Annotated in this window: 18 protein-coding genes and 1 CRISPR repeat array; of the genes, 6 read left to right on the top strand and 12 right to left on the bottom strand. The window is 39.2% G+C overall.

Annotated elements, in window-relative coordinates; all coding sequences use genetic code 11:
• Positions 1-78 precede the first annotated feature (78 nt).
• Positions 79-948: an acyl-CoA thioesterase gene (locus F960_RS18360; RefSeq protein ID WP_004869592.1), complete on the bottom strand. Its 870-nt coding sequence runs from the start codon at positions 946-948 to the stop codon at positions 79-81.
• A 277-nt stretch (positions 949-1,225) separates the two neighbouring features.
• On the opposite strand from F960_RS18360, the gene plsB reads away from it, so the two are divergent.
• Positions 1,226-3,802: a glycerol-3-phosphate 1-O-acyltransferase PlsB gene (gene plsB / locus F960_RS18365; RefSeq protein WP_004869594.1), complete on the top strand. Its 2,577-nt coding sequence runs from the start codon at positions 1,226-1,228 to the stop codon at positions 3,800-3,802.
• Between the two features lie 271 nt (positions 3,803-4,073).
• On the opposite strand, the gene F960_RS18370 is transcribed toward plsB, so the two are convergent.
• The gene (locus F960_RS18370) at positions 4,074-4,556 is read right to left on the bottom strand and encodes an AmiS/UreI family transporter (RefSeq protein ID WP_004869597.1); all 483 of its coding nucleotides are present in this window, start codon (positions 4,554-4,556) and stop codon (positions 4,074-4,076) included.
• A gap of 550 nt (positions 4,557-5,106) precedes the next feature.
• Between F960_RS18370 and F960_RS18375 the strand changes: the two genes are divergently transcribed.
• On the top strand, positions 5,107-5,601 hold the full coding sequence (locus F960_RS18375) for a GNAT family N-acetyltransferase (protein ID WP_004869600.1): 495 nt from the start codon (positions 5,107-5,109) through the stop codon (positions 5,599-5,601).
• A gap of 78 nt (positions 5,602-5,679) precedes the next feature.
• Here the strand turns inward: F960_RS18375 and F960_RS18380 are convergent, their stop codons facing one another.
• The gene (locus F960_RS18380; protein ID WP_004869602.1) at positions 5,680-6,486 is read right to left on the bottom strand and encodes an NAD-dependent epimerase/dehydratase family protein; all 807 of its coding nucleotides are present in this window, start codon (positions 6,484-6,486) and stop codon (positions 5,680-5,682) included.
• 33 nt (positions 6,487-6,519) lie between these two features.
• Here F960_RS18380 and recG point away from each other — a divergent pair, with 33 nt between their 5' ends.
• Together recG and F960_RS18390 are read left to right on the top strand one after the other, a co-directional pair.
• The gene (recG, locus tag F960_RS18385) at positions 6,520-8,565 is read left to right on the top strand and encodes an ATP-dependent DNA helicase RecG (RefSeq protein WP_004869605.1); all 2,046 of its coding nucleotides are present in this window, start codon (positions 6,520-6,522) and stop codon (positions 8,563-8,565) included.
• A gap of 143 nt (positions 8,566-8,708) precedes the next feature.
• The gene (locus F960_RS18390; RefSeq protein WP_004869608.1) at positions 8,709-9,359 is read left to right on the top strand and encodes a ComF family protein; all 651 of its coding nucleotides are present in this window, start codon (positions 8,709-8,711) and stop codon (positions 9,357-9,359) included.
• Positions 9,360-9,368: 9 nt separating this feature from the next.
• On the opposite strand, the gene F960_RS18395 is transcribed toward F960_RS18390, so the two are convergent.
• Both F960_RS18395 and F960_RS18400 read right to left on the bottom strand, forming a co-directional pair.
• Positions 9,369-9,764 carry an NUDIX hydrolase gene (locus tag F960_RS18395; RefSeq protein WP_020846831.1) on the bottom strand — a complete coding sequence of 132 codons (396 nt, stop codon included), beginning with the start codon at positions 9,762-9,764 and terminating at the stop codon, positions 9,369-9,371.
• A complete protein-coding gene (locus F960_RS18400) occupies positions 9,761-10,354 on the bottom strand; it encodes an LOG family protein (protein WP_020846830.1) in 594 nt (197 codons plus the stop codon). The genes F960_RS18395 and F960_RS18400 overlap by 4 nt, the downstream gene beginning before the upstream one ends.
• A gap of 157 nt (positions 10,355-10,511) precedes the next feature.
• Here F960_RS18400 and F960_RS18405 point away from each other — a divergent pair, with 157 nt between their 5' ends.
• Both F960_RS18405 and F960_RS18410 read left to right on the top strand, forming a co-directional pair.
• A complete protein-coding gene (locus F960_RS18405; protein WP_004869618.1) occupies positions 10,512-11,525 on the top strand; it encodes a magnesium and cobalt transport protein CorA in 1,014 nt (337 codons plus the stop codon).
• A 163-nt stretch (positions 11,526-11,688) separates the two neighbouring features.
• A CRISPR array of direct repeats spans positions 11,689-12,076; the repeat unit is 28 nt; unit sequence GTTCACCATCGTATAGATGGTTTAGAAG.
• Positions 12,077-12,094: 18 nt separating this feature from the next.
• Positions 12,095-12,814 carry a DNA alkylation repair protein gene (locus tag F960_RS18410; protein WP_004869622.1) on the top strand — a complete coding sequence of 240 codons (720 nt, stop codon included), beginning with the start codon at positions 12,095-12,097 and terminating at the stop codon, positions 12,812-12,814.
• 86 nt (positions 12,815-12,900) lie between these two features.
• On the opposite strand, the gene F960_RS18415 is transcribed toward F960_RS18410, so the two are convergent.
• The 7 genes from F960_RS18415 to F960_RS22460 all read right to left on the bottom strand — a co-directional run bounded on the left by F960_RS18415 (position 12,901) and on the right by F960_RS22460 (position 19,254).
• Positions 12,901-13,188 (bottom strand): STAS domain-containing protein, encoded by a 288-nt coding sequence (locus tag F960_RS18415; RefSeq protein ID WP_004869625.1) that lies wholly within the window; start codon positions 13,186-13,188, stop codon positions 12,901-12,903.
• Positions 13,189-13,202: 14 nt separating this feature from the next.
• Positions 13,203-13,826 carry an MlaC/ttg2D family ABC transporter substrate-binding protein gene (locus F960_RS18420; RefSeq protein WP_004869628.1) on the bottom strand — a complete coding sequence of 208 codons (624 nt, stop codon included), beginning with the start codon at positions 13,824-13,826 and terminating at the stop codon, positions 13,203-13,205.
• Between the two features lie 20 nt (positions 13,827-13,846).
• Complete coding sequence (gene mlaD, locus F960_RS18425) at positions 13,847-14,530, bottom strand: outer membrane lipid asymmetry maintenance protein MlaD (protein ID WP_004869629.1); 684 nt, start codon at positions 14,528-14,530, stop codon at positions 13,847-13,849.
• On the bottom strand, positions 14,530-15,309 hold the full coding sequence (gene mlaE / locus F960_RS18430) for a lipid asymmetry maintenance ABC transporter permease subunit MlaE (RefSeq protein WP_004869631.1): 780 nt from the start codon (positions 15,307-15,309) through the stop codon (positions 14,530-14,532). The genes mlaD and mlaE overlap by 1 nt, the downstream gene beginning before the upstream one ends.
• Entirely contained in the window at positions 15,306-16,124 is an 819-nt protein-coding gene (locus tag F960_RS18435; RefSeq protein WP_004869633.1) for an ABC transporter ATP-binding protein, read from the bottom strand. The genes mlaE and F960_RS18435 overlap by 4 nt, the downstream gene beginning before the upstream one ends.
• Before the next feature lie 426 nt (positions 16,125-16,550).
• Positions 16,551-18,422, bottom strand: a complete 1,872-nt coding sequence (locus F960_RS18440) for a DEAD/DEAH box helicase (protein ID WP_004869636.1) — start codon at positions 18,420-18,422, stop codon at positions 16,551-16,553.
• Between the two features lie 610 nt (positions 18,423-19,032).
• A complete protein-coding gene (locus F960_RS22460; protein WP_020846829.1) occupies positions 19,033-19,254 on the bottom strand; it encodes a hypothetical protein in 222 nt (73 codons plus the stop codon).
• Positions 19,255-19,327 lie beyond the last annotated feature (73 nt).

The raw sequence follows: 19,327 nt of genomic DNA on the forward strand, positions 1-19,327 counted from the left end.
AAAGCGACCTATTTGATCGCTTTTTTAAATTTCTATTTCGCTTGTTTGTCTTATACAAAACAAAGATTCAAATACAACTTAGGTTTCAATCTCACGTAAACGCATCAAGCCTTCTTGAGTCGTACTACAAACCAATTGACCATTTTGCCACATACGTCCAAAGTTCAGACCACGAGCATTTGAGCTTACCGTTGCGTCCATGTCATACAACATCCAGTCATCTACTCTAAAAGGTTTATGGAAATAAATGGCATGATCAATACTGGCAATCTGTAAACTTGGTGTTAAATAATTCAAACCATGAGGACGCAGTGCAGTCGTCATCAAAGTGAAATCCGAATAAAACGCTGCAATAGATTGATGCAAAGCGATTTCATCCAGTTCCGTCGGTATTTTTTCATGCGTACGCAAATAATGTGAATACGATGGTGCTTCAGGCTGCGGATGAAAAGGATTTGAAACATTGATCGGGCGAATCTCGATCAAACGTGGGCGCATAAAACTTGCACGCACATTTTCAGGAATAAAATTGATCAAACTTTCTTTCAACTCTTGCTCTGATTTCAAACTTTCAGGCGCAGGATATTGTGGCTCATCAATTTGATATTCAAGACCTTGTTCTTCTTTGGCAAATGACACCATCGCCATAAAAATAGTACGGCCATGTTGAATCGCACGAACTTGGCGACTTAAAAAACTTTGCCCATCTCGAATACGATCGACTTCATAAATGATCGGCGCATTGACATCACCGCCATATAGAAAATAGGCATGCAATGAATTTGCTGGACGATCTGCTGTATAAGATGCTGCACGTAAAGCCTGCCCTAGGACTTGACCACCAAATACTCTTTTGCCAACGAGATTGCGACTTTGTCCGCGAAAAATATGTTCTTCAAGCTTTTCAAGGCTCAAAAGTTCTACAAGTTCTTGAGTTAAGGCATTCATAAAAACATTCCTGTCTACAGCCAACTTATATGGTGGTTTTGAGGGGTCGTGATTGAAGTAAGTTATTTTGCCACAAATGTCGATTAATTCACTATGGTTTAATTGACCTCAATAGTTCCTTAATGCTTCAATTATTCTGCTAAAATTGCTTTTTTAACAATAAAATCTAGCACTCACCGTGAAAATTATCAGATAATGTCAGATTGTTTTATCTTTATTTTTAGAAAAATTTCACTGTTTTAAAATGTGCGATTTCTATCATCGGCTAGGAGTTTCTATGTCCAAGAATAGCTTTGGTCAAATGTATCGACGACTATCAAGCAAGCTACTTGACCTTGTGGTTACCCCACACGTTCTTGGAGAAGTACCCACTTCAGAGGCTCCAACAGACGAGCAAACACAGACTGAAGTACCTGTCAGCCAAAAAATTGTCTGCTATGTTTTACAAAATTATTCGCGTAGTAATGCCTTGGTTGTCGATGGTGAAACACGCCGTTTAAAGTTGACACCTGCTTTAGAAGCGATGCCTGTTGGTGATCAAACAGAAAAAGCTGCGATTTTATTTTTACAACATCAAGATGAAACCAATTTACTCAATCCACCGCCGCATGCGTTTCCACCACGTTTATTGCGTTTGATTGAACAACTCGAAAAACATCCTGAAATTGATATTGAATTGATTCCTGTGACCGTACTTTGGGGACGTTCACCAGATAAAGAAGATTCCTTATTTAAATTGTTATTTACCGATACTTGGGCAACGCCAAGCAAAGTAAAACAATTGATGAATATAGGCTTACATGGTCGCCAATCATTTTTAGAATTTCATAAAGCGCAATCTCTACGTAGCCTCGTCGATTTTGCCAAAGAAAATTATCCAAATCTTTCTCCTGCGACCTATATCATCAGTTCATTAAATGATTATTTGGATCGTCAGCGTGAAGTTGTTCTCGGTCCTGACCTTTCAGATCGTCGTAATGTTATGCATTCTTTAATCAAATCAGAAGATGTGCAAGACGCGATTCGTAAAGAGTCTATCCGCTCTAAAGTCAGCATGATCGAAGCTGAACGACGTGCAATCGGTTATGTAAATGAAATTGCATCAGATTATTCTTATTCAGCTGTTCGTTTTGCAGAAAGCTCTCTAACACGTTTATGGACGCAGCTTTATGACGGCGTCGAAGTGCACAATTTCAGTACAGTCCGTGAATTGGCAAATGATTATGAAATCATTTATACCCCATGTCATCGTAGCCATATTGACTATTTACTCTTGTCTTTCGTGATCTTTAAACGTGGTTTGATGGTGCCTTATATTGCCGCTGGTGACAACCTCAATCTTCCATTTGTGGGACAATTGCTTCGTGGTGGCGGTGCATTCTTTATTCGTCGGTCATTCCGTGGCAATGCACTTTATACTTCTGTATTTAAAGAATATTTGTATAGCATTTTGGCACGTAACACACCACTTGAATACTTTATCGAGGGCGGTCGCTCACGTACAGGTCGTTTGTTACCACCTAAAACAGGTATGTTGGCGATGACTGTACATGGTTATTTACGCGGCACATCAAAACCAATTGCTTTCGTACCCACTTACATCGGCTATGAGCGCTTGATGGAGGGCTCGACTTATGTTGGCGAAATGCAAGGTAAACCTAAAGAAAGTGAATCTATTTTAGGGATCGTCAAAACTCTTCGAAAAATCGAGAAAATCTTCGGTAAAGTTCACTTGAATTTTGGTGAACCTGTTTTCCTTGATGATATGTTGAAACAACACGGCGCTGATCAAATCAAAATTGAACACAATGATGATCCTATTCCCGATCAAGTCTCTGCCGCAGTTAATAGCTCAGCCAATGTGATCTTGGAAAATATCAACCGAGCTGTGGTGATTAACCCAGTTTCATTGCTCTCCCTCATCTTATTGGCGACACCAAAACATACGCTCGATGAAGAAATCTGTATTAAACAACTGGATACTTATCGTGATTTGTTGGCAAACCAACCTTATGATGAGCGTACGCAAGTCACACCATTGTCAGGCAAAGAAATCATTGCTTATGGTTTGAAATTAAAACTCATCAAACGTGTTAAACATGTGCTCGGCGATATTATTGCGATCGCAGACAATCAAGGCGTATTGCTGACCTATTTTAGAAATAACATCATTCATACTTTTGTGTTGCCATCGCTTATCGCATCCTTAGTTGAACATAACGGTAAAATCAGCAAAGGTGATTTGATTAATGTTATTCGCACACTTTATCCATTCTTAAAAGCAGAACTATTCCTAAAATGGGATGTGACTGATCTCAAAGAACCGATTTGCAAATATGTCGATGCTTTACTCGAAGCGAAACTGATTGCGATGGATGAAGATCAAAATTTGGTTAGCCCTGCGCCAAATTCAGAAGATCATAATCAGCTTGTCGTTTTGGCTGCACCTGTCAAACAAAGTCTTGAACGTTACTATATGACTTTGGCGCTGATCACTCAGCGTGGTTCAGGCAATATCTCGACTCGCCAAGTTGAAGAATTAAGCCATTTACTTGGACAGCGTTTATCTGTGTTGTATGAGTTCAATTCTCCAGAATTTTTTGATAAGGCTTTATTTCAAAGCTTTATGAAAGTACTGACTCAACAAGGCTATATCAGCACCAATGAAGACAATGCGATTGTCTTTGATGAGAGTTTCCAAAATGTCGCACAGTATGCCAATTTGGTTTTGGATGATGTGACTTTGCAAATGTTGCAACACATCACCACCTTTACTGATGAGGAGTTAAAGGAAGTGCTGGATGCCGTTGCTGCGGAACAAGCCAAGAAAAGAGCAAAACGCAAGAAAGCTTAAGGCTTCAGCATTTTATAAAAGTATTGTATTGATCGTCCCTTCTCCTTTGGGAGAAGATTAGGATGAGGGTTAATTTATAATAGAATCCTCAAGCCTTTAAAAAGGGACTCCATTAAGAAATATAAGTTTTCATCTAAATGCTATTTATGCAAGTGATCTGTATAGATAAATAAGCCCCACAAATCTAAAAAGCCAAGTTCAATAACTTGGCTTTTTCCTTTGATTGATTGATTTATTTTAGAAAATAAATATATACAAGCTTCTCAGATTTTCACCATTTTCCAAATAACATTAAAAATCCGGGTATCCAGCATGTGCCAATACCAATCAAAATCGTATAAATAGGTAAAAAAGCGAGATTCTTTTTTAAGGCAAGCGCTATAAAAAAGAATAACCACAAACTTGCCCAAAGCACCCATAACCCAGAAAAGATCAGATCTGGAGTAAATGCAGCATTGACTACAGCACTGATCGCAACAAATAAGCAGTACCACCCCAACCCCGTTCCATTCAATCCATACCACTGCACAACACTAAGATACAAGTAAGTAAAGCTAAACAGTAATCCTCCAGCTATGCTGAGAAAATCGAGATTTGTTTGTGCTTTGGTTAAAAGAAAAAAATTGATAAATAAAGTGAGGAAACCGACGATAAAATTAAAAGGCGCAGATTCTTTTGCTTCAATCCGACCTGTCAATCCAACCCCATTTACTACAAGTACAGCGCCGATAAAAAAAAGTGCAACACCTAACATAAGCTATTATCCTTAATAAAACTTAAGTAGCAAACCTTGAAAAAGTCAAAGTTCATCCTGATGTTCAGACAGTCTATTTCAAATATTTTTTATAAATCCCCTTTATTTTCATCATCCTGTCTATAAACAACCCCATTATTTTCCTGACTCAGTCAGGCTTATTTCCCCATTGAATATAAAAGTGTTTTTTTGGGCAAGCACCGACACCAAATCCCCTTAAATGACGTCGTTCAAACCTGTATAAGCATGATGAATCAGCTCTAATAAATGGCTTTTAAATCCATAAAAACCAACCTAAAAGATATGGCACGAATGTTTTTTTCAGGCAAGCATTATTTGACCAATGAATAACCAGTATCACAAAATAAAAAAGCAAATATTTAAATATGAAAAATTCGGTTATGGCCGATTTATGCAGTTAAATTTAATAAAAAAATTAAGCTTTGTTGATTTAAATCATGGCAAATGGTGAGCACAATCTATATTTTTAAAACTTTAACTTATGCTAAGTTGTATCGTAATATTTTAAATCATGATCCAAAAATAAAAGATGTTAGATATTGAGATTAAAATTTTAAGTGTTGATGAACTTGATGATTTCAGAACAATTCGACTTTCTGCCTTGAAACAGTCACCAAAAATGTTTGGCTCGACTTATGCGGTAGAAATAGAAAAACCTTTGAACTTTTTTGAAAATTGTCTATCCAACTCAACCGTATTTGGTGCATACCATCAAAATAAAATTGTCGGCATAGCCACATTGACACAAGAGATTGGAGCAAAATTTTCTCATAAAGCGCAACTCTCAAGTGTCTTTATAAAGCCTGCATTTCAACAAAAAGGCATCGCAAGTGTATTACTGCGCACAGTGATTCAATACAGCCAACAACATGTAGAACAAATTTTACTGACCGTTGCCAATGACAACAAACCCGCCCTTATTCTTTATGAAAAGCTGGGGTTCCAAAGCTATGGTGTAGAACTCAAAGCATTAAAAGATAAAGACGGATATATCGATGAAATTTTGATGAAGCTTTTTGTATAGTCAAATTTTCATCTTTTATTTGTACTCAGTTAAATGTAGTCACTAACATTAGTGAGATGACGAACTACTGAAATGCACTCATATCTGCCCTAACAACTCTGCATAATCTTGCCAACAATTTTCGTGCTGTAAACGAAAACCACTTTCGACCATACGCGGTGCATAAATTCTTTTGCCTGTTTCATTTTGACTTTGCAAAGCCAATTCAGGTAGATGCAGACGATGCTGAAACCATAAAATCGTTTCATGTAAAGCGATAGGTTGATTATTGCTACAAATATATGATTTTTCAGGCTGTTCCACGTGAAGCATAAAAGCTAAAAACCGAGCAAGATCATCGATATGAATACGATTTGACCAATGAATATTTGGATAATCTTGAGTATGTTCAGCAAGCTTAATCATACGTGCCACAGACGTCCCATAAATACCTGTTGGACGTACGATGATGCATTGCTCAGGATAAGCCTCCTGCCAAAGTTGCTCCATTTTCAACAACAACTCACCCTGCACATCGCTTGCAATCGCCGCAGAATGATCATCAATGCTCTGCCCTGCATTTTCACCATAAACACGTGTAGATGACACCACGATGATTTTTTTGATCGGATGTGATCGTAGCGCATGGCAAATTGGGGCGACGCTATCGACATAAGTATGCTGATAAGCTTCTTTAGTTGATTCATGAGGACTCAGCAAAACATAAGCAATATCGATCGGTGCAACATGACTTAAATCAAGCGCATGTACATCTTGTGTTAAATGTTGAGCAAAATCATCACTTTTCAAAGTTTTGCTAATTGTGGTAATTTGGTGCTTATGCATAAATAATTGTTTTGCAACACGCTTTGATGTTTTACCATAGCCAATAAATAAAATATGCATTACACCACCCACTGAGCCGAAAAGTTGAGGGAAATGGCAGATATTCATCAGTTAAAAGGCGTCGGATCTGCATCCGCTGCTTTACTTGAAAAACTAAATATTTTTAATACCGATGATTTATTGTTCCATTTACCTCGGGACTATGAAGATCGTAGCACGATCATTCCTATGAACCAATTGGTCGTAGGGAGAAGCTATTTGATCGAAGGTGTCGTCAGCTCCATCGACTTTCCTCCTGGTAAACGTAAATCTATGGCGATTTTGCTCCAAGATGATTTTGGCAAAGTCACTATGCGCTTTTATCATATTTATAAAGCACTGACGGATCGAGCAAAAGCAGGCAATCGTTTACGTATCTTTGGTGAAGTACGTGTTGGTGCTCGTGGCTTGGAAATGTACCATCCTGAAATTCAATTGATTTCAGAGCATACGGCTTTACCCAAAACTCAATTGACCGCAATTTATCCAAGCACTGATGGCTTAACACAGCCCAAATTACGTGAATACGTCAAACAAGCTTTAAATCAATACAGCGATCAACTTCCAGAGTATTTACCAACAAAATTTAGCAATGGTTTTGCGCTCAATGAAGCGCTGCACTATATCCATGAACCTCCTGTCGATGCCAATATGTTGCAATTGGCACAAGGTTCACATCCCGCACAGCAACGCTTAATTTTTGAAGAATTAGTCACGCATCAAATCAGCTTATTGACACGCCGAGAATACATTCGCCAAATTAGTGCGCCCGCATTTAAACCCAGTAAAACATTTGCCAAACAATTACTGGATAGCCTGCCTTTTAAAATGACGGGTGCGCAAAAACGAGTATCTAAAGAAATTGCCGATGATTTAAAACAAAATAAACCGATGTTACGTCTGGTTCAAGGCGATGTAGGCGCAGGTAAAACATTGGTTGCTGGCGTTGCTGCCTGTCATGCGCTAGAAGAAGGTTGGCAAGTGGCGTTAATGGCACCGACTGAAATCTTGGCAGAACAGCATTTTATCAATTTTAAAAAATGGTTTGAGCCAATGGGTCTGACCGTGTCTTGGCTATCGGGTAAACAAAAAGGCAAAGCGCGAGAAAAACAAGAACAAAGTATCAAAGATGGTTCAGCCAATTTGATTGTCGGGACACATGCTTTATTTCAGGACAATGTAGAATTTTCCAAACTTGGCTTGGTGATCATTGATGAGCAACATCGTTTTGGTGTCGATCAACGCCTTGCCTTACGCAATAAGGGCATCGACAACACTACACCGCATCAGTTGGTGATGACTGCTACACCAATCCCTCGTACTTTGGCTATGAGTGCTTATGGCGATCTGGATACTTCTGTGATTGATGAGCTTCCACCGGGTCGAACTCCGATTCAAACCGTGACTATTCCACTGGATCGTCGAGAAGAAGTGCTCAATCGTATTGCGACAAACTGCGCTGAGGGCAAACAAGCCTATTGGGTGTGTACTTTGGTTGAACAATCGGAAACCTTAGACGCACAGGCAGCCGAAGCGACTTATCAAGAAATCAAAGAACGATTTCCACACCTCAATATCGGCTTGGTTCACGGCAAAATGAAAGCCGATGAAAAACAGTCCATCATGCAGCAGTTTAAAGACAATGAACTACAACTTTTGATTGCAACAACGGTGATTGAGGTGGGTGTCGATGTACCCAATGCTTCAATTATGGTGATTGAAAATGCTGAACGTTTAGGACTTTCACAGCTACACCAATTACGTGGTCGTGTCGGTCGTGGAGCCAAAGCCAGTTTCTGCGCCCTGCTCTACAAAGCACCGCTTTCACAAAATGGACAAGAACGTCTACGCATTATGCGAGAAACCAACGACGGTTTTATCATTGCAGAAAAGGATCTAGAGATTCGTGGTCCAGGTGAACTGCTCGGAACCAAACAAACAGGTGATATGGGTTTTAGAGTGGCTAAACTGGAACGTGATGACCATCTACTCAGTCAGGCACATCATGTGGCACAGCAGATATTAAAAGATTATCCAGAAAATGTAGAACCACTTTTAAATCGTTGGCTACCAGAAGCACCAAGATATGCTTTTGTATAAATAAAATATAGACTGTTTTACTCAATCAAAAGAATAAAACAAGTTAGATATAATGGCTCTGTAAATATTAAAAATAAATAAAACGCAGAGCGCTTTAAAAAACCATTGCTTCATTAAACAATGCATTAAGCACTGAGAAATATATGTTTAAAATACTTGGGGAATTCCTACATACAGGAATGACAAAAATCAGCCGCTGCCAACTGTGTAGCATGGACCTACAACACAGCCACACACTCTGCGATGATTGCTGGCACAGCTTGCCATGGTATAAAAACAAAATCATAAAAAATGATCGTGAGATCAATATTGCCTGTTATTACCAATTTCCGATAGATCGCATTATCCAAAAATACAAATACGAAAACCAATTGCAGTATCAAACCTTACTGGCACATTGTTTGATGAATCTACACCTGCCCAAAGTGCATGCCATTGTTCCCATGCCTATTTCCAAGGAACGACTGATTGAACGTGGTTACAACCAAATGCTCATCATTGCCAAGATCATGTCCAGACAACTCAAAATCCCTGTATGGCAACCTGTGATCCGTTCAGCACAACATTCACAAAAAGGCTTAAATCGCCTAGAGCGAATCGAAAATATCGAGGAACAATTTCAGATGATTCACAATCAAAATAAGCCTTATAAAAAAGTCTTGATTATCGATGATGTGATAACAACAGGTGCTTCAATTGGAGCGCTTGCCCAAGCACTAGAAGGCTTGGGCTGTTCACAGATTTATACGGCGTGTATTGCCTCTGGGGCAATCACAAAATCCAATGAGATCTAGCTTAAAAACTTACAATGCCAAATGTTGCTTACACCAAGGAATCACAATCTCCTTGGTTAAGGGCGCAAGCTTGGTCTGCTGATCATCTAGATCAATCCATTTCATTTCAGCGATTTCTGCATCAATTTTAGGTGCTTGAGCCAAATCAACTTGATAAAGAAAGCTAACCAAACGGTGATTGGCTTCATTTGCCGCAGATGTTTCAAAACACCCGATAAACTGCTCAATCTTGGCATTTGCACCAATTTCCTCATGAATCTCTCTCAACATAGTGTCTTCAGGAGATTCATGAGCTTCAAGCTTACCGCCCACTTGCATAAAAAATTCAGTATGACGTTTGCGTACAAGTAACAATTGATTTTCTGCATTTAAAATTACGGCAGCAGAAACCGTTATGGTATTCATTGACTCAAAAATTCCTGACGATCCACCATGCCCCATTTAGGCTCTGGCGCTTGATAATTTTCAAAAATATTTAAAATTTCTTCAATAGACTCTGATTCGATTAACATGTCCGTAAATCTTGATTTGGTAAATCCTTTGTCTGTAGTCAATTGGATAAACTTAAACAGATCATTGTAAAAGCCTTCAATATTGAGAAATGCACAAGGTTTAAGATGTATGCCAAGCTGTGCCCAAGTCCATTGTTCAAAAATTTCTTCTAAAGTACCAGCACCACCAGGTAAGGCAATAAAACCATCTGACAAATCTGCCATTTTCGTCTTGCGCTCGTGCATATCTTTAACCACATACAACTCAGTCAAATGCGGATGAGCAAGCTCACGATCGACCAATCCCTGTGGAATAACACCAATCACTTGACCACCTGCAGCCAAAGCACTGTCTGCAACAATTCCCATTAGGCCCGAACGACCACCGCCGTAAACCAAGGTTTTGCCCTTTTTGGCGATAGTTTCGCCAGTCAATCGTGCAACTTTTTCAAATATTGCATCTGTTCCTAAAGCTGAACCACAGAAAATTGCTATAGAATTCATACAAATCAAACCTTGTTGTGATGTTGTCATATAGTGTGACTAGACTATGAAAAGTTTTTTTTTGCAAAAGAACTAACTAATCAGTGTTTTTAATTGAAAACCTTGTCTAAAATACACGCATCAAATTAACCCGACTGCGCTAGGGAGAAAAGACAATATGCTTGAAGCCTTTTACGCAACAGAGCGCGGTAGTCTAGAAGATGCCACCATTAATGGCGGTTTTGATCTTCACCCCGAATTGGTCTGGATCGATCTCATTGCACCATCACAAGAAGAACAGCAATGGGTTTTAGATGCGTATGAGCAAAACTTACCAACACTCAAGTCGCTTGAAGACATTTCATCTTCTGCACGATTCTATCGCGATGATGATGGTATTTTACATATCAGTACTTATTTTTTAACGAAAAATAAAAATTATCAACTCGACGGTGACACAGAAGATACGGCGAATATGTTGGCGACTGTGCAAACGGTTGCATTTATTTTGCATAAAGATCGTTTGTTTACGCTTCGTGGTGAAAAACTGGTTGCTTTTCGTGCCTTTCGTGCACGTGCTCGCCGTAATGACTATGACATAGACTACAAAGATCCTACTTGGATTTTATTGGGTTTACTCGAAGCAAAACTGGATGAGCTTGCGGATATCTTAGAAGATATCCACAAGGATCTAGAAAAATACTCTACAGAAGTGCTTAATAATCGCCACCGTGAGCAAATTTTAGACCTAGATGACATGATTACCCGTCTAGCTCAACAAGAAGATATGCTCGGAAAAGCACAGCTTTGTCTGATTGATTTACGTCGAGTGCTCACATTCCTTGCTCGTCCACGTGCGCTAGGCAGTCATATTTTTGATGCGGATATTCGAGAGCTTAGTGAAGATGTTCGCTCACTGGTCGAACATGATGCCTTCCTGTTCCAAAAAGTACGATTCTTACTTGATACAACATCTGGGTTCATTAACACTGAACAGAACGATACGATTCGTCGATTCTCGATTTTACCAAGTATGCTTGCACCTCCAATGCTGATCGCCAGTATTTACGGGATGAACACTGAAATCCTGCCTTTTGCACATGGGCATTGGAGCTTTTATGTGGTTATTTCAATTTTAATCGCGACCTTTTTTGGACCACTCATATACTTCCGTTGGAAAAAATGGATTTAATTTCCACCCTATTTTCACAAAGCCAAGCGATCTCGCTTGGTTTTTTGTTTTTATAAAATAGAATGTAAAATCAAATACTTATAAGACACTTAAAATATGATCTTTTTCTCTTTTTAACACACTATCTTATTGATAATAGACGTGTTAATTTGTAATAGTTCTCGTTCACCATCGTATAGATGGTTTAGAAGATTGGGGTGAGAATGTTATTCAGCTTAAAACGGTTCACCATCGTATAGATGGTTTAGAAGTGCACAGATTTTAAATAGTTTACGGTTATCAAGTTCACCATCGTATAGATGGTTTAGAAGAGTACCACCCGAACTCTGATAGCAATTGGATAGTTCACCATCGTATAGATGGTTTAGAAGACTACCTGCTGAATAGTGATACATAGTGTTTTGTTCACCATCGTATAGATGGTTTAGAAGCGAAAAAGGCATATCAATCCACATCGATCCACGTTCACCATCGTATAGATGGTTTAGAAGTTAAAGGATGTTATCTAATTGGCTTAAATAGGGTTCACCATCGTATAGATGGTTTAAGAAATTAATCAGGACAATAAAATGGAAATACACAAAATCATTGATAATATTCGTCTTGATCTCAACCAGCTTGGCGATGAAACAGTACGTCAATCTTCTCAACGTTTTTTTAAATCTGATCAAATGACCTATTTCTACGGCGTAAAAAGTCCAGATGTTAAAACCCTCATTAAAAAATATAAAAAACAGGTTTTAGCTTTATCTAAAAAAGAAATCTTTGAGTTATGTGAAGAACTGCTAAAAACAAATTATCTAGAAGAAGCGAGTATCGCCTGTGCTTTTACAGCATCCATTAGCAAACAATTTATACCGACTGATTTTAAAATTTTAGAAAAATGGATCAATCTATATATTACAAATTGGGCGGCTTGTGACACGCTTTGTAATCACACCGTTGGTGATTTCATCATGATGTACCCTGAATTTATCCCTGAACTGAAAAAGTGGACAAACTCCCCAAATCGTTGGATGAAACGTGCAGCTGCGGTCACTCTGATCATTCCTGCTCGAAAAGGATTATTCTTAGATGATATTTTTGAAATAGCTAATTCGCTTATAACAGATGCAGATGATATGGTACAAAAGGGCTATGGCTGGATGTTAAAAGCTGCAAGTCAGGCTTATCCAAATGAAGTATTTCAATATGTACTATCCCAAAAAGAGATTATGCCCCGAACGGCTTATCGCTACGCTATTGAAAAACTGTCTAAAGAACAAAAAGTAGTCGCTATGCAAAAATAAAAGAAATTTGATATAAAAAACCGAGTTAATGAATTAACTCGGTCTAATAAAATGATCTGTATACTTCGATACAGATTCAAATGACATTAAATCAGCTTTAAGTCATGTTCAAGATGCGTTGCTTGAATGATTTTCATCATTTTTTCAGGGACTGCTTTGAACTGCAAACCTTGACGATTCGGCGTTTGACGCAACCATTGCACCATCACAGCCAAAGTCAAAGTACTACCGTGCTCAAGATTGGACAAATTTACGGTCACAGGAAAGTCATTTTGACTCTTTATAAGCTTCAAACCATTTAAATAATAGTTTTCAGCATTATCAAAATCGATCTTTCCTGAAACATAAAGTTCCTGATTTTTAAATTCAATCACCCTACACCTTCATCTTATTTTTTATTTACTGCTGCATCAGCATCTGGTTTAAATGTCGCAATCGCTTTATCCAAGTTACCACCATTACGTTTTACGTTTGCAGCAAACTGGTTACGGAATTGCAAGCCAAGATCAATACCTGATACGTTGATATTACGTACTTTCCATTGGCTTCCTGCATCAGACAATTGGAATGCTACAGGGATTTTTTCACCATTGTTATTAAAATCAATAGTCACAACAGGATACTTCGCATTGGTATCTTTATACGGACGCATTGAATAAGTTTGATTTGAATATTTGGCAAATGCTGAACCATAGTTTTCAATCAAAGTTGCACGGAAGTTTTTCTCAAACTGTGCACGTTGTGCAGGTGTACTAGAATTTGCATAAGTACCCATCACGATACGAGTAAACGCTTGAGCATCAACATTCGGATCAAGGTTTTTACGTACAATAGCATTTACCGCAGCACGATTATTGAGTTGAGCATGATTTGCTTTAAGATTTGAAATCAAGCTATCTGCTACACGTTTTACAAATGCAGGTGGTGCTTCAGATGGTGCTGCAAAGACTGTACCAGCAATCATTGTAGACAATACAGTTGCCGCAAAAGTTTGTTTAACCAATAAATTCATTTCAATAACTCCTCTAATGCCTATTCGGTAAACGAAGGTTGTGCATCAGTAGATTCTTTCGCTGCGTCTGCACCTTTTGAATCTGCTGAGCTATCTGATGTTGTTGATTTCCCTGCACCACCAGTAATAAATTTGGTAATTAAGTCTTCTAGATCCATAGTGCCTTGAGTATTTCCTATACTCTCACCACGTTTCAAATAACTTAATCCACCGCCTGGAACGATTTTAAGGTATTTTTCACCCAATAAACCGTTTGTAGCAACCATTATGTAAGCATCCTCATCGATATTGGTGATGTCTTTCATGTTGCTGTTTAGTTTCTGTTCCATTTCTTTTTGTTGCTCGGGAGTCGCAGCCTGATAATCAGCACTGTAATGCAAATCTCCTAAAGCATTTTCTTTCACTTTTTTCAATTGTTCGGCATTGAATGTGGTCAATCCACCGTCCAATTCAAAATCTACTTTAGCCTGACGTGTTACAGGGTCTAAAGTGATTGTATCTACACGACCAATCGTTACACCACTCATGGTCACTTTGGCACGTGGTTTTAAACCGTTAACATTGTCAAAAGTGGCTTCCATTTCATAGCTGTCTTTGAGGTTAGTCCCCATCAAGCCACTGACTTTCATCGCCAAGAAAAATAAAGCCAAACCAAAGATAATGACAAAGATACCTACGGCCAGCTCACTCGTACGTGATTTCATTAAACTCCTCCGAACATGACCGCAGTCAATACGAAATCAAAACCTAAGACACAAAGTGATGAATACACGACTGTGCGTGTCGTAGATGTTGCGATTCCTTCTGATGTTGGTTCACAGGCATAGCCTTGATAAACCGCAATCCAAGTACAAATAATTGCAAATACAAAACTTTTTATGATCGTGCCGTTGATAATGTCATGTCCAAATTGAACCGTATTTTGCATACCGCTCCAAAAAGAACCACCATCAGCACCCAGAAAATCAACACCGACCATTTTGCCACCAAAGATCCCGATGGCTGCAAAAATAACAGCTAACATCGGCAAGCTAAAAATACCAGCCCATAAACGTGGTGAAACAACACGTTTCAGTGGATCTACACCGATCATTTCCATACTGGATAATTGTTCTGTGGCTTTCATTAGACCAATTTCTGCGGTCAAGGCAGAACCAGCACGACCCGCAAAAAGTAATGCTGCAACGACAGGCGCAAGTTCACGAAGTAAAGTCAATGAAATTGCTGTACCTAACATTGAATCACTACCTAAAGTGACCAAAATATTAAATAACTGCAGACCTAAAACAGCACCGATAAATAAACCCGACACTGCAATGATCAATAATGACAGCACGCCAACTCGATACATCTGGTAAATGAAAAGCTTAAAACCTGTAATCGTCGGCATCGAGAAAATGATCTGTAACAACATAATCGTTGCTACACCAATTCCCTTAACACGTTCAATGACGCGTCTACCTAATAAGGCAATTGCATTCATGAACGCACCTCATTATCTAAATAGGCTAGATGGCTAAACTGATATTCAACTGGACCATCTGCTGCCCCTGTCAGGAACTGTTTTACATATGCGGATGGGTGGTTTCTCAGTTCTTCTGGTGTACCTTCACCCTGAATTTTTCCTTCAGCAACCACATAGATATAGTCAGCGATAGTTAAGGTTTCTTCTACATCATGTGACACGATGATGGTCGTCAACTCTAGCGCTTCTCTAAGCGATCGAATCAAACGAGTTAATACCCCTTTGACGATAGGATCTTGTCCAGCAAATGGTTCATCATACATGATCAGTTCAGGATCAAGCGCAATCGCGCGAGCCAAAGCCACACGGCGATTCATACCGCCCGATAGCTCTGCTGGCATGAGATTTTCAGTACCACGAAGCCCGACAGATTCAAGTTTTAACGCAACCAACTCAGCAATCAGATTTTCCGAAAGCTTGGTATGCGCTCGTATAGGGAATGCGACATTCTCAAATACAGACATATCAGTAAATAAAGCACCGCTTTGGAACAGCATTCCCATACGTGCACGCGCTGCAAAAAGTTCTGCACGCGACATGTCGGCAATATTTTTACCATCCAATAAGACCTCACCCTGATCAGGTGTCAACTGTCCGCCAATAAGGCGAAGCAATGTTGTTTTACCTGTACCAGAAGGTCCCATGATTGCTGTTATTTGTCCGCGACGAATTTTCAAACTGACATTATCATAAATGACGCGTTCCCCTCGATTAAAGCTCAAGTTCTTAACTTCAATAAGCTCATGAGCATTTTGAGGAGAGTGATTATTCATAGCTGAACATTTTCCTGAGTTTTATCAGCATGCATACTATACCCATTTTCGATCAATTTTTGTTGTTGATTAAGGTACGATACATAGGACATAGCGTTCTATATTATCATTTTTATATAGTTACGCCTGAATCTTAGTACGCTTTTTTAGTTATTTTCTTAAACAAAATCTACTTTTTAAGATTTTATATTTAATAAAAATATTTATACATAAAATAGAAAATATTGACCATGAGTAACACACAAGCAAAAACAGGCAATAAACCGATGTTTTCCCTAGTATTATTCCTCTTGGCTATCATTTTCTTATTCATCAATTTCAGCAAATATGTATTTGTGATCCATTATACATTTACAAAATGAATTACCAAATATCTAGCATAAAAAAAGCCAGTATAAATACTGGCTTTTTGATTCACAAAATAACTTAGTCGTTAAACTTACGACGGCGATCACCACCTTCGCGTTGTGGACGATCTGAGTTAAATTCACGACGTGGACGATCTTCACCACCAAATGAACGTTTTGGACGGTCATCACCGAAAGAACGTTTTGGACGATCACCAAAACCACCTTCACGACGTGGACGATCTTCGCCACCGAAAGAGCGTTTTGGACGATCACCGAAACCGCCTTCACGACGTGGTTTGTAATCTACGCGATTACCACGGTTGTCATCATTTGAGTCAAAACGTGGTTTATCGTTGAAACCGCCTTCGCGACGTGGACGATCAGAGTTGAACTCACGACGTGGACGATCTTCACCACCGAATGAACGTTTTGGACGGTCTTCAAAACCACCTTCACGGCGTGGACGGTCAGAGTTGAACTCACGACGTGGACGATCTTCACCACCGAATGAACGTTTTGGACGATCGCCAAAACCACCTTCGCGACGTGGACGATCAGAGTTAAACTCGCGACGTGGACGATCTTCGCCACCGAACGCTGGACGATCACCGCGAGGTTTATCATCAAAGCTACGACGTGGACGGTCATCACGACCACCTTCACGGCGTTTAAAGTTGCCTTCGCCTTCAAAACGACGACCGCCACCAAAACCACCACGACCACGGCCGCCATCACGTTTACCATTACCGCGACCACCGTCACGACCACCACGAGCAGGAGGTGGAGATGGCTCAAGACCTTCGATTTCAGTTACGCTTAAACGTGCATCTAAATAGTCTTCTAGGGCACGAATTTTACCGCGTTCACGATAAGTCGCTAAAGTAATCGCTTTACCTGTACGACCCGCACGACCTGTACGACCAATACGGTGTACATAGTCTTCGTGTTTCATAGGTAAACCGAAGTTGATTACGTGTGAAATTGTTGGTACGTCTAAACCACGTGCCGCAACATCAGTTGCAACTAAGATTTTTGCACGGCCTTCACGGATACTACGTAAACGACGGTTACGTACTGTTTGTGGCATAGCACCATGAAGCGCAACAACTGAATGCCCAGCTTCTGCAAGCTCTTCAGCAAGCATATCTGTATCTTCTTGAGTGCTTGCAAATACTACAGCTTGATCTACGTCTTCTTCACTTAACCAGTGGTTAAGCAATTTTTTCTTATGCTCAAAACCATCAGTCCAATGTAAAGTTTGGGTAATGTCAGTATTTGTAGAATGACCAGTTTCAATCGCAATACGCTCTGGATCATTCATCATGCGTTCAGCAAGACGGATAATACGATCTGCAAAAGTTGCAGAGAACATCAATGTTTGTTTACGGTTTGCAGCTAAGTCGCTGATTGCTTCTAAGTCTTCAGAGAAACCTAGGTCAAGCATACGGTCAGCTTCATCAACGATTAAAGCATCAACTTTATCAAGTTTGATTTGACGACGATTTACAAGGTCAAGTAAACGACCTGGAGTTGCAACAACAACTTGCGCGCCTTTTAATTGTTGGATTTGTTTACCAAAAGGCATACCACCCATGATCGCAGCAACACGAACGCCTTTCATTTGGCGAACAAGTGCAATTGCGTCTTGGCAAACCTGTTGAGCAAGTTCACGTGTAGGAGAAATCACGAGAATGCTTGGTTGTGTTACCGCTTTCATACGCTCTTTAAATGGAACAAAAGTTTCTTGTCCAGCTAAAGCGTTTAATGTAGGAAGTAAAAATGCAGCAGTTTTACCCGAACCTGTTTGGCTCGAAACTAAAAGGTCTTTACCTTCTAGAGCAGCAGGAATAGCTAATTCTTGTACTGGTGTTGGGTTAGTAAAACCTAAACCTTGTAGAGCCAGTTGAAGCGATTCGTGCAAAGGAAATTCAGCAAAAGTTTTGCTCATAGAGTTTTTCACCCGAAATCTGGGTGCTCCATTAAATATATAGTCAGATGGACATCGGCAAAAAGCGGTACAGCAATATACGCTGAAAATTGGAAGATTCAGCGGCGATCCGAGTAACGACGATGTGATATAACGCACGCTTGATTACGGGCTTAACCTGAATGAATCGCTTAAGCGATTGGGGCGCGAGATATCGTCCTCTCTTTTGGACCGCACGCGCATACACAATGATAAGATAAGAATGTTCAGGTAATGAACGGAAAATAAGTGCGTGCGCGGATTATAGCAGAAATTTTAATAATGTCATCAGCTTTTATTGTTTTTTTCTTTTAATTACTTTTTTGTATATTAAGTATTCAAAATTGTTTGGTTTTTTAATAGGCTGGATTTGATCTAGAAATAAATTTAATGAAAATGCTCCCCTTTCCCGCTTTTTCTACTCTCTAAATCCAATGCAAATAGATCGACATTTTATGGTATCCCAATCACCACAGATATGATTTTAAACTCGATACAGCATTTTCAAATCATACTGACGATACAAACCATTGCCTTCTCTCAAATGAAATCAATTTTTTGATTTAAATTGGATAAATTTAGCGCGATCAACTTATTCATCTTTTAGCTCAACAATATACGGCTTTGGCGCTTGCTCTGGAAATTTATAAATTTTCAATTCAATTTCACCTTGTTTTTTCTCACCTTCAACTTTGATGTGGTAAATATAAGATATGGGATCATTTACACCACCATTATAAAGAATCGTTTTTCCAAAATATTTATAATGTTTGACTTTGCCATACTCAGCCTGAATCTGAGGATCAGTTTGCAAAATAGAATCTACCTGATGTACTACCTTATCTGGAAACGTGCATCTCTTATATAAAAAAACCAAACATATATAA

The organism is Acinetobacter gerneri DSM 14967 = CIP 107464 = MTCC 9824 (assembly GCF_000368565.1).
Taxonomy (GTDB): domain Bacteria; phylum Pseudomonadota; class Gammaproteobacteria; order Pseudomonadales; family Moraxellaceae; genus Acinetobacter; species Acinetobacter gerneri.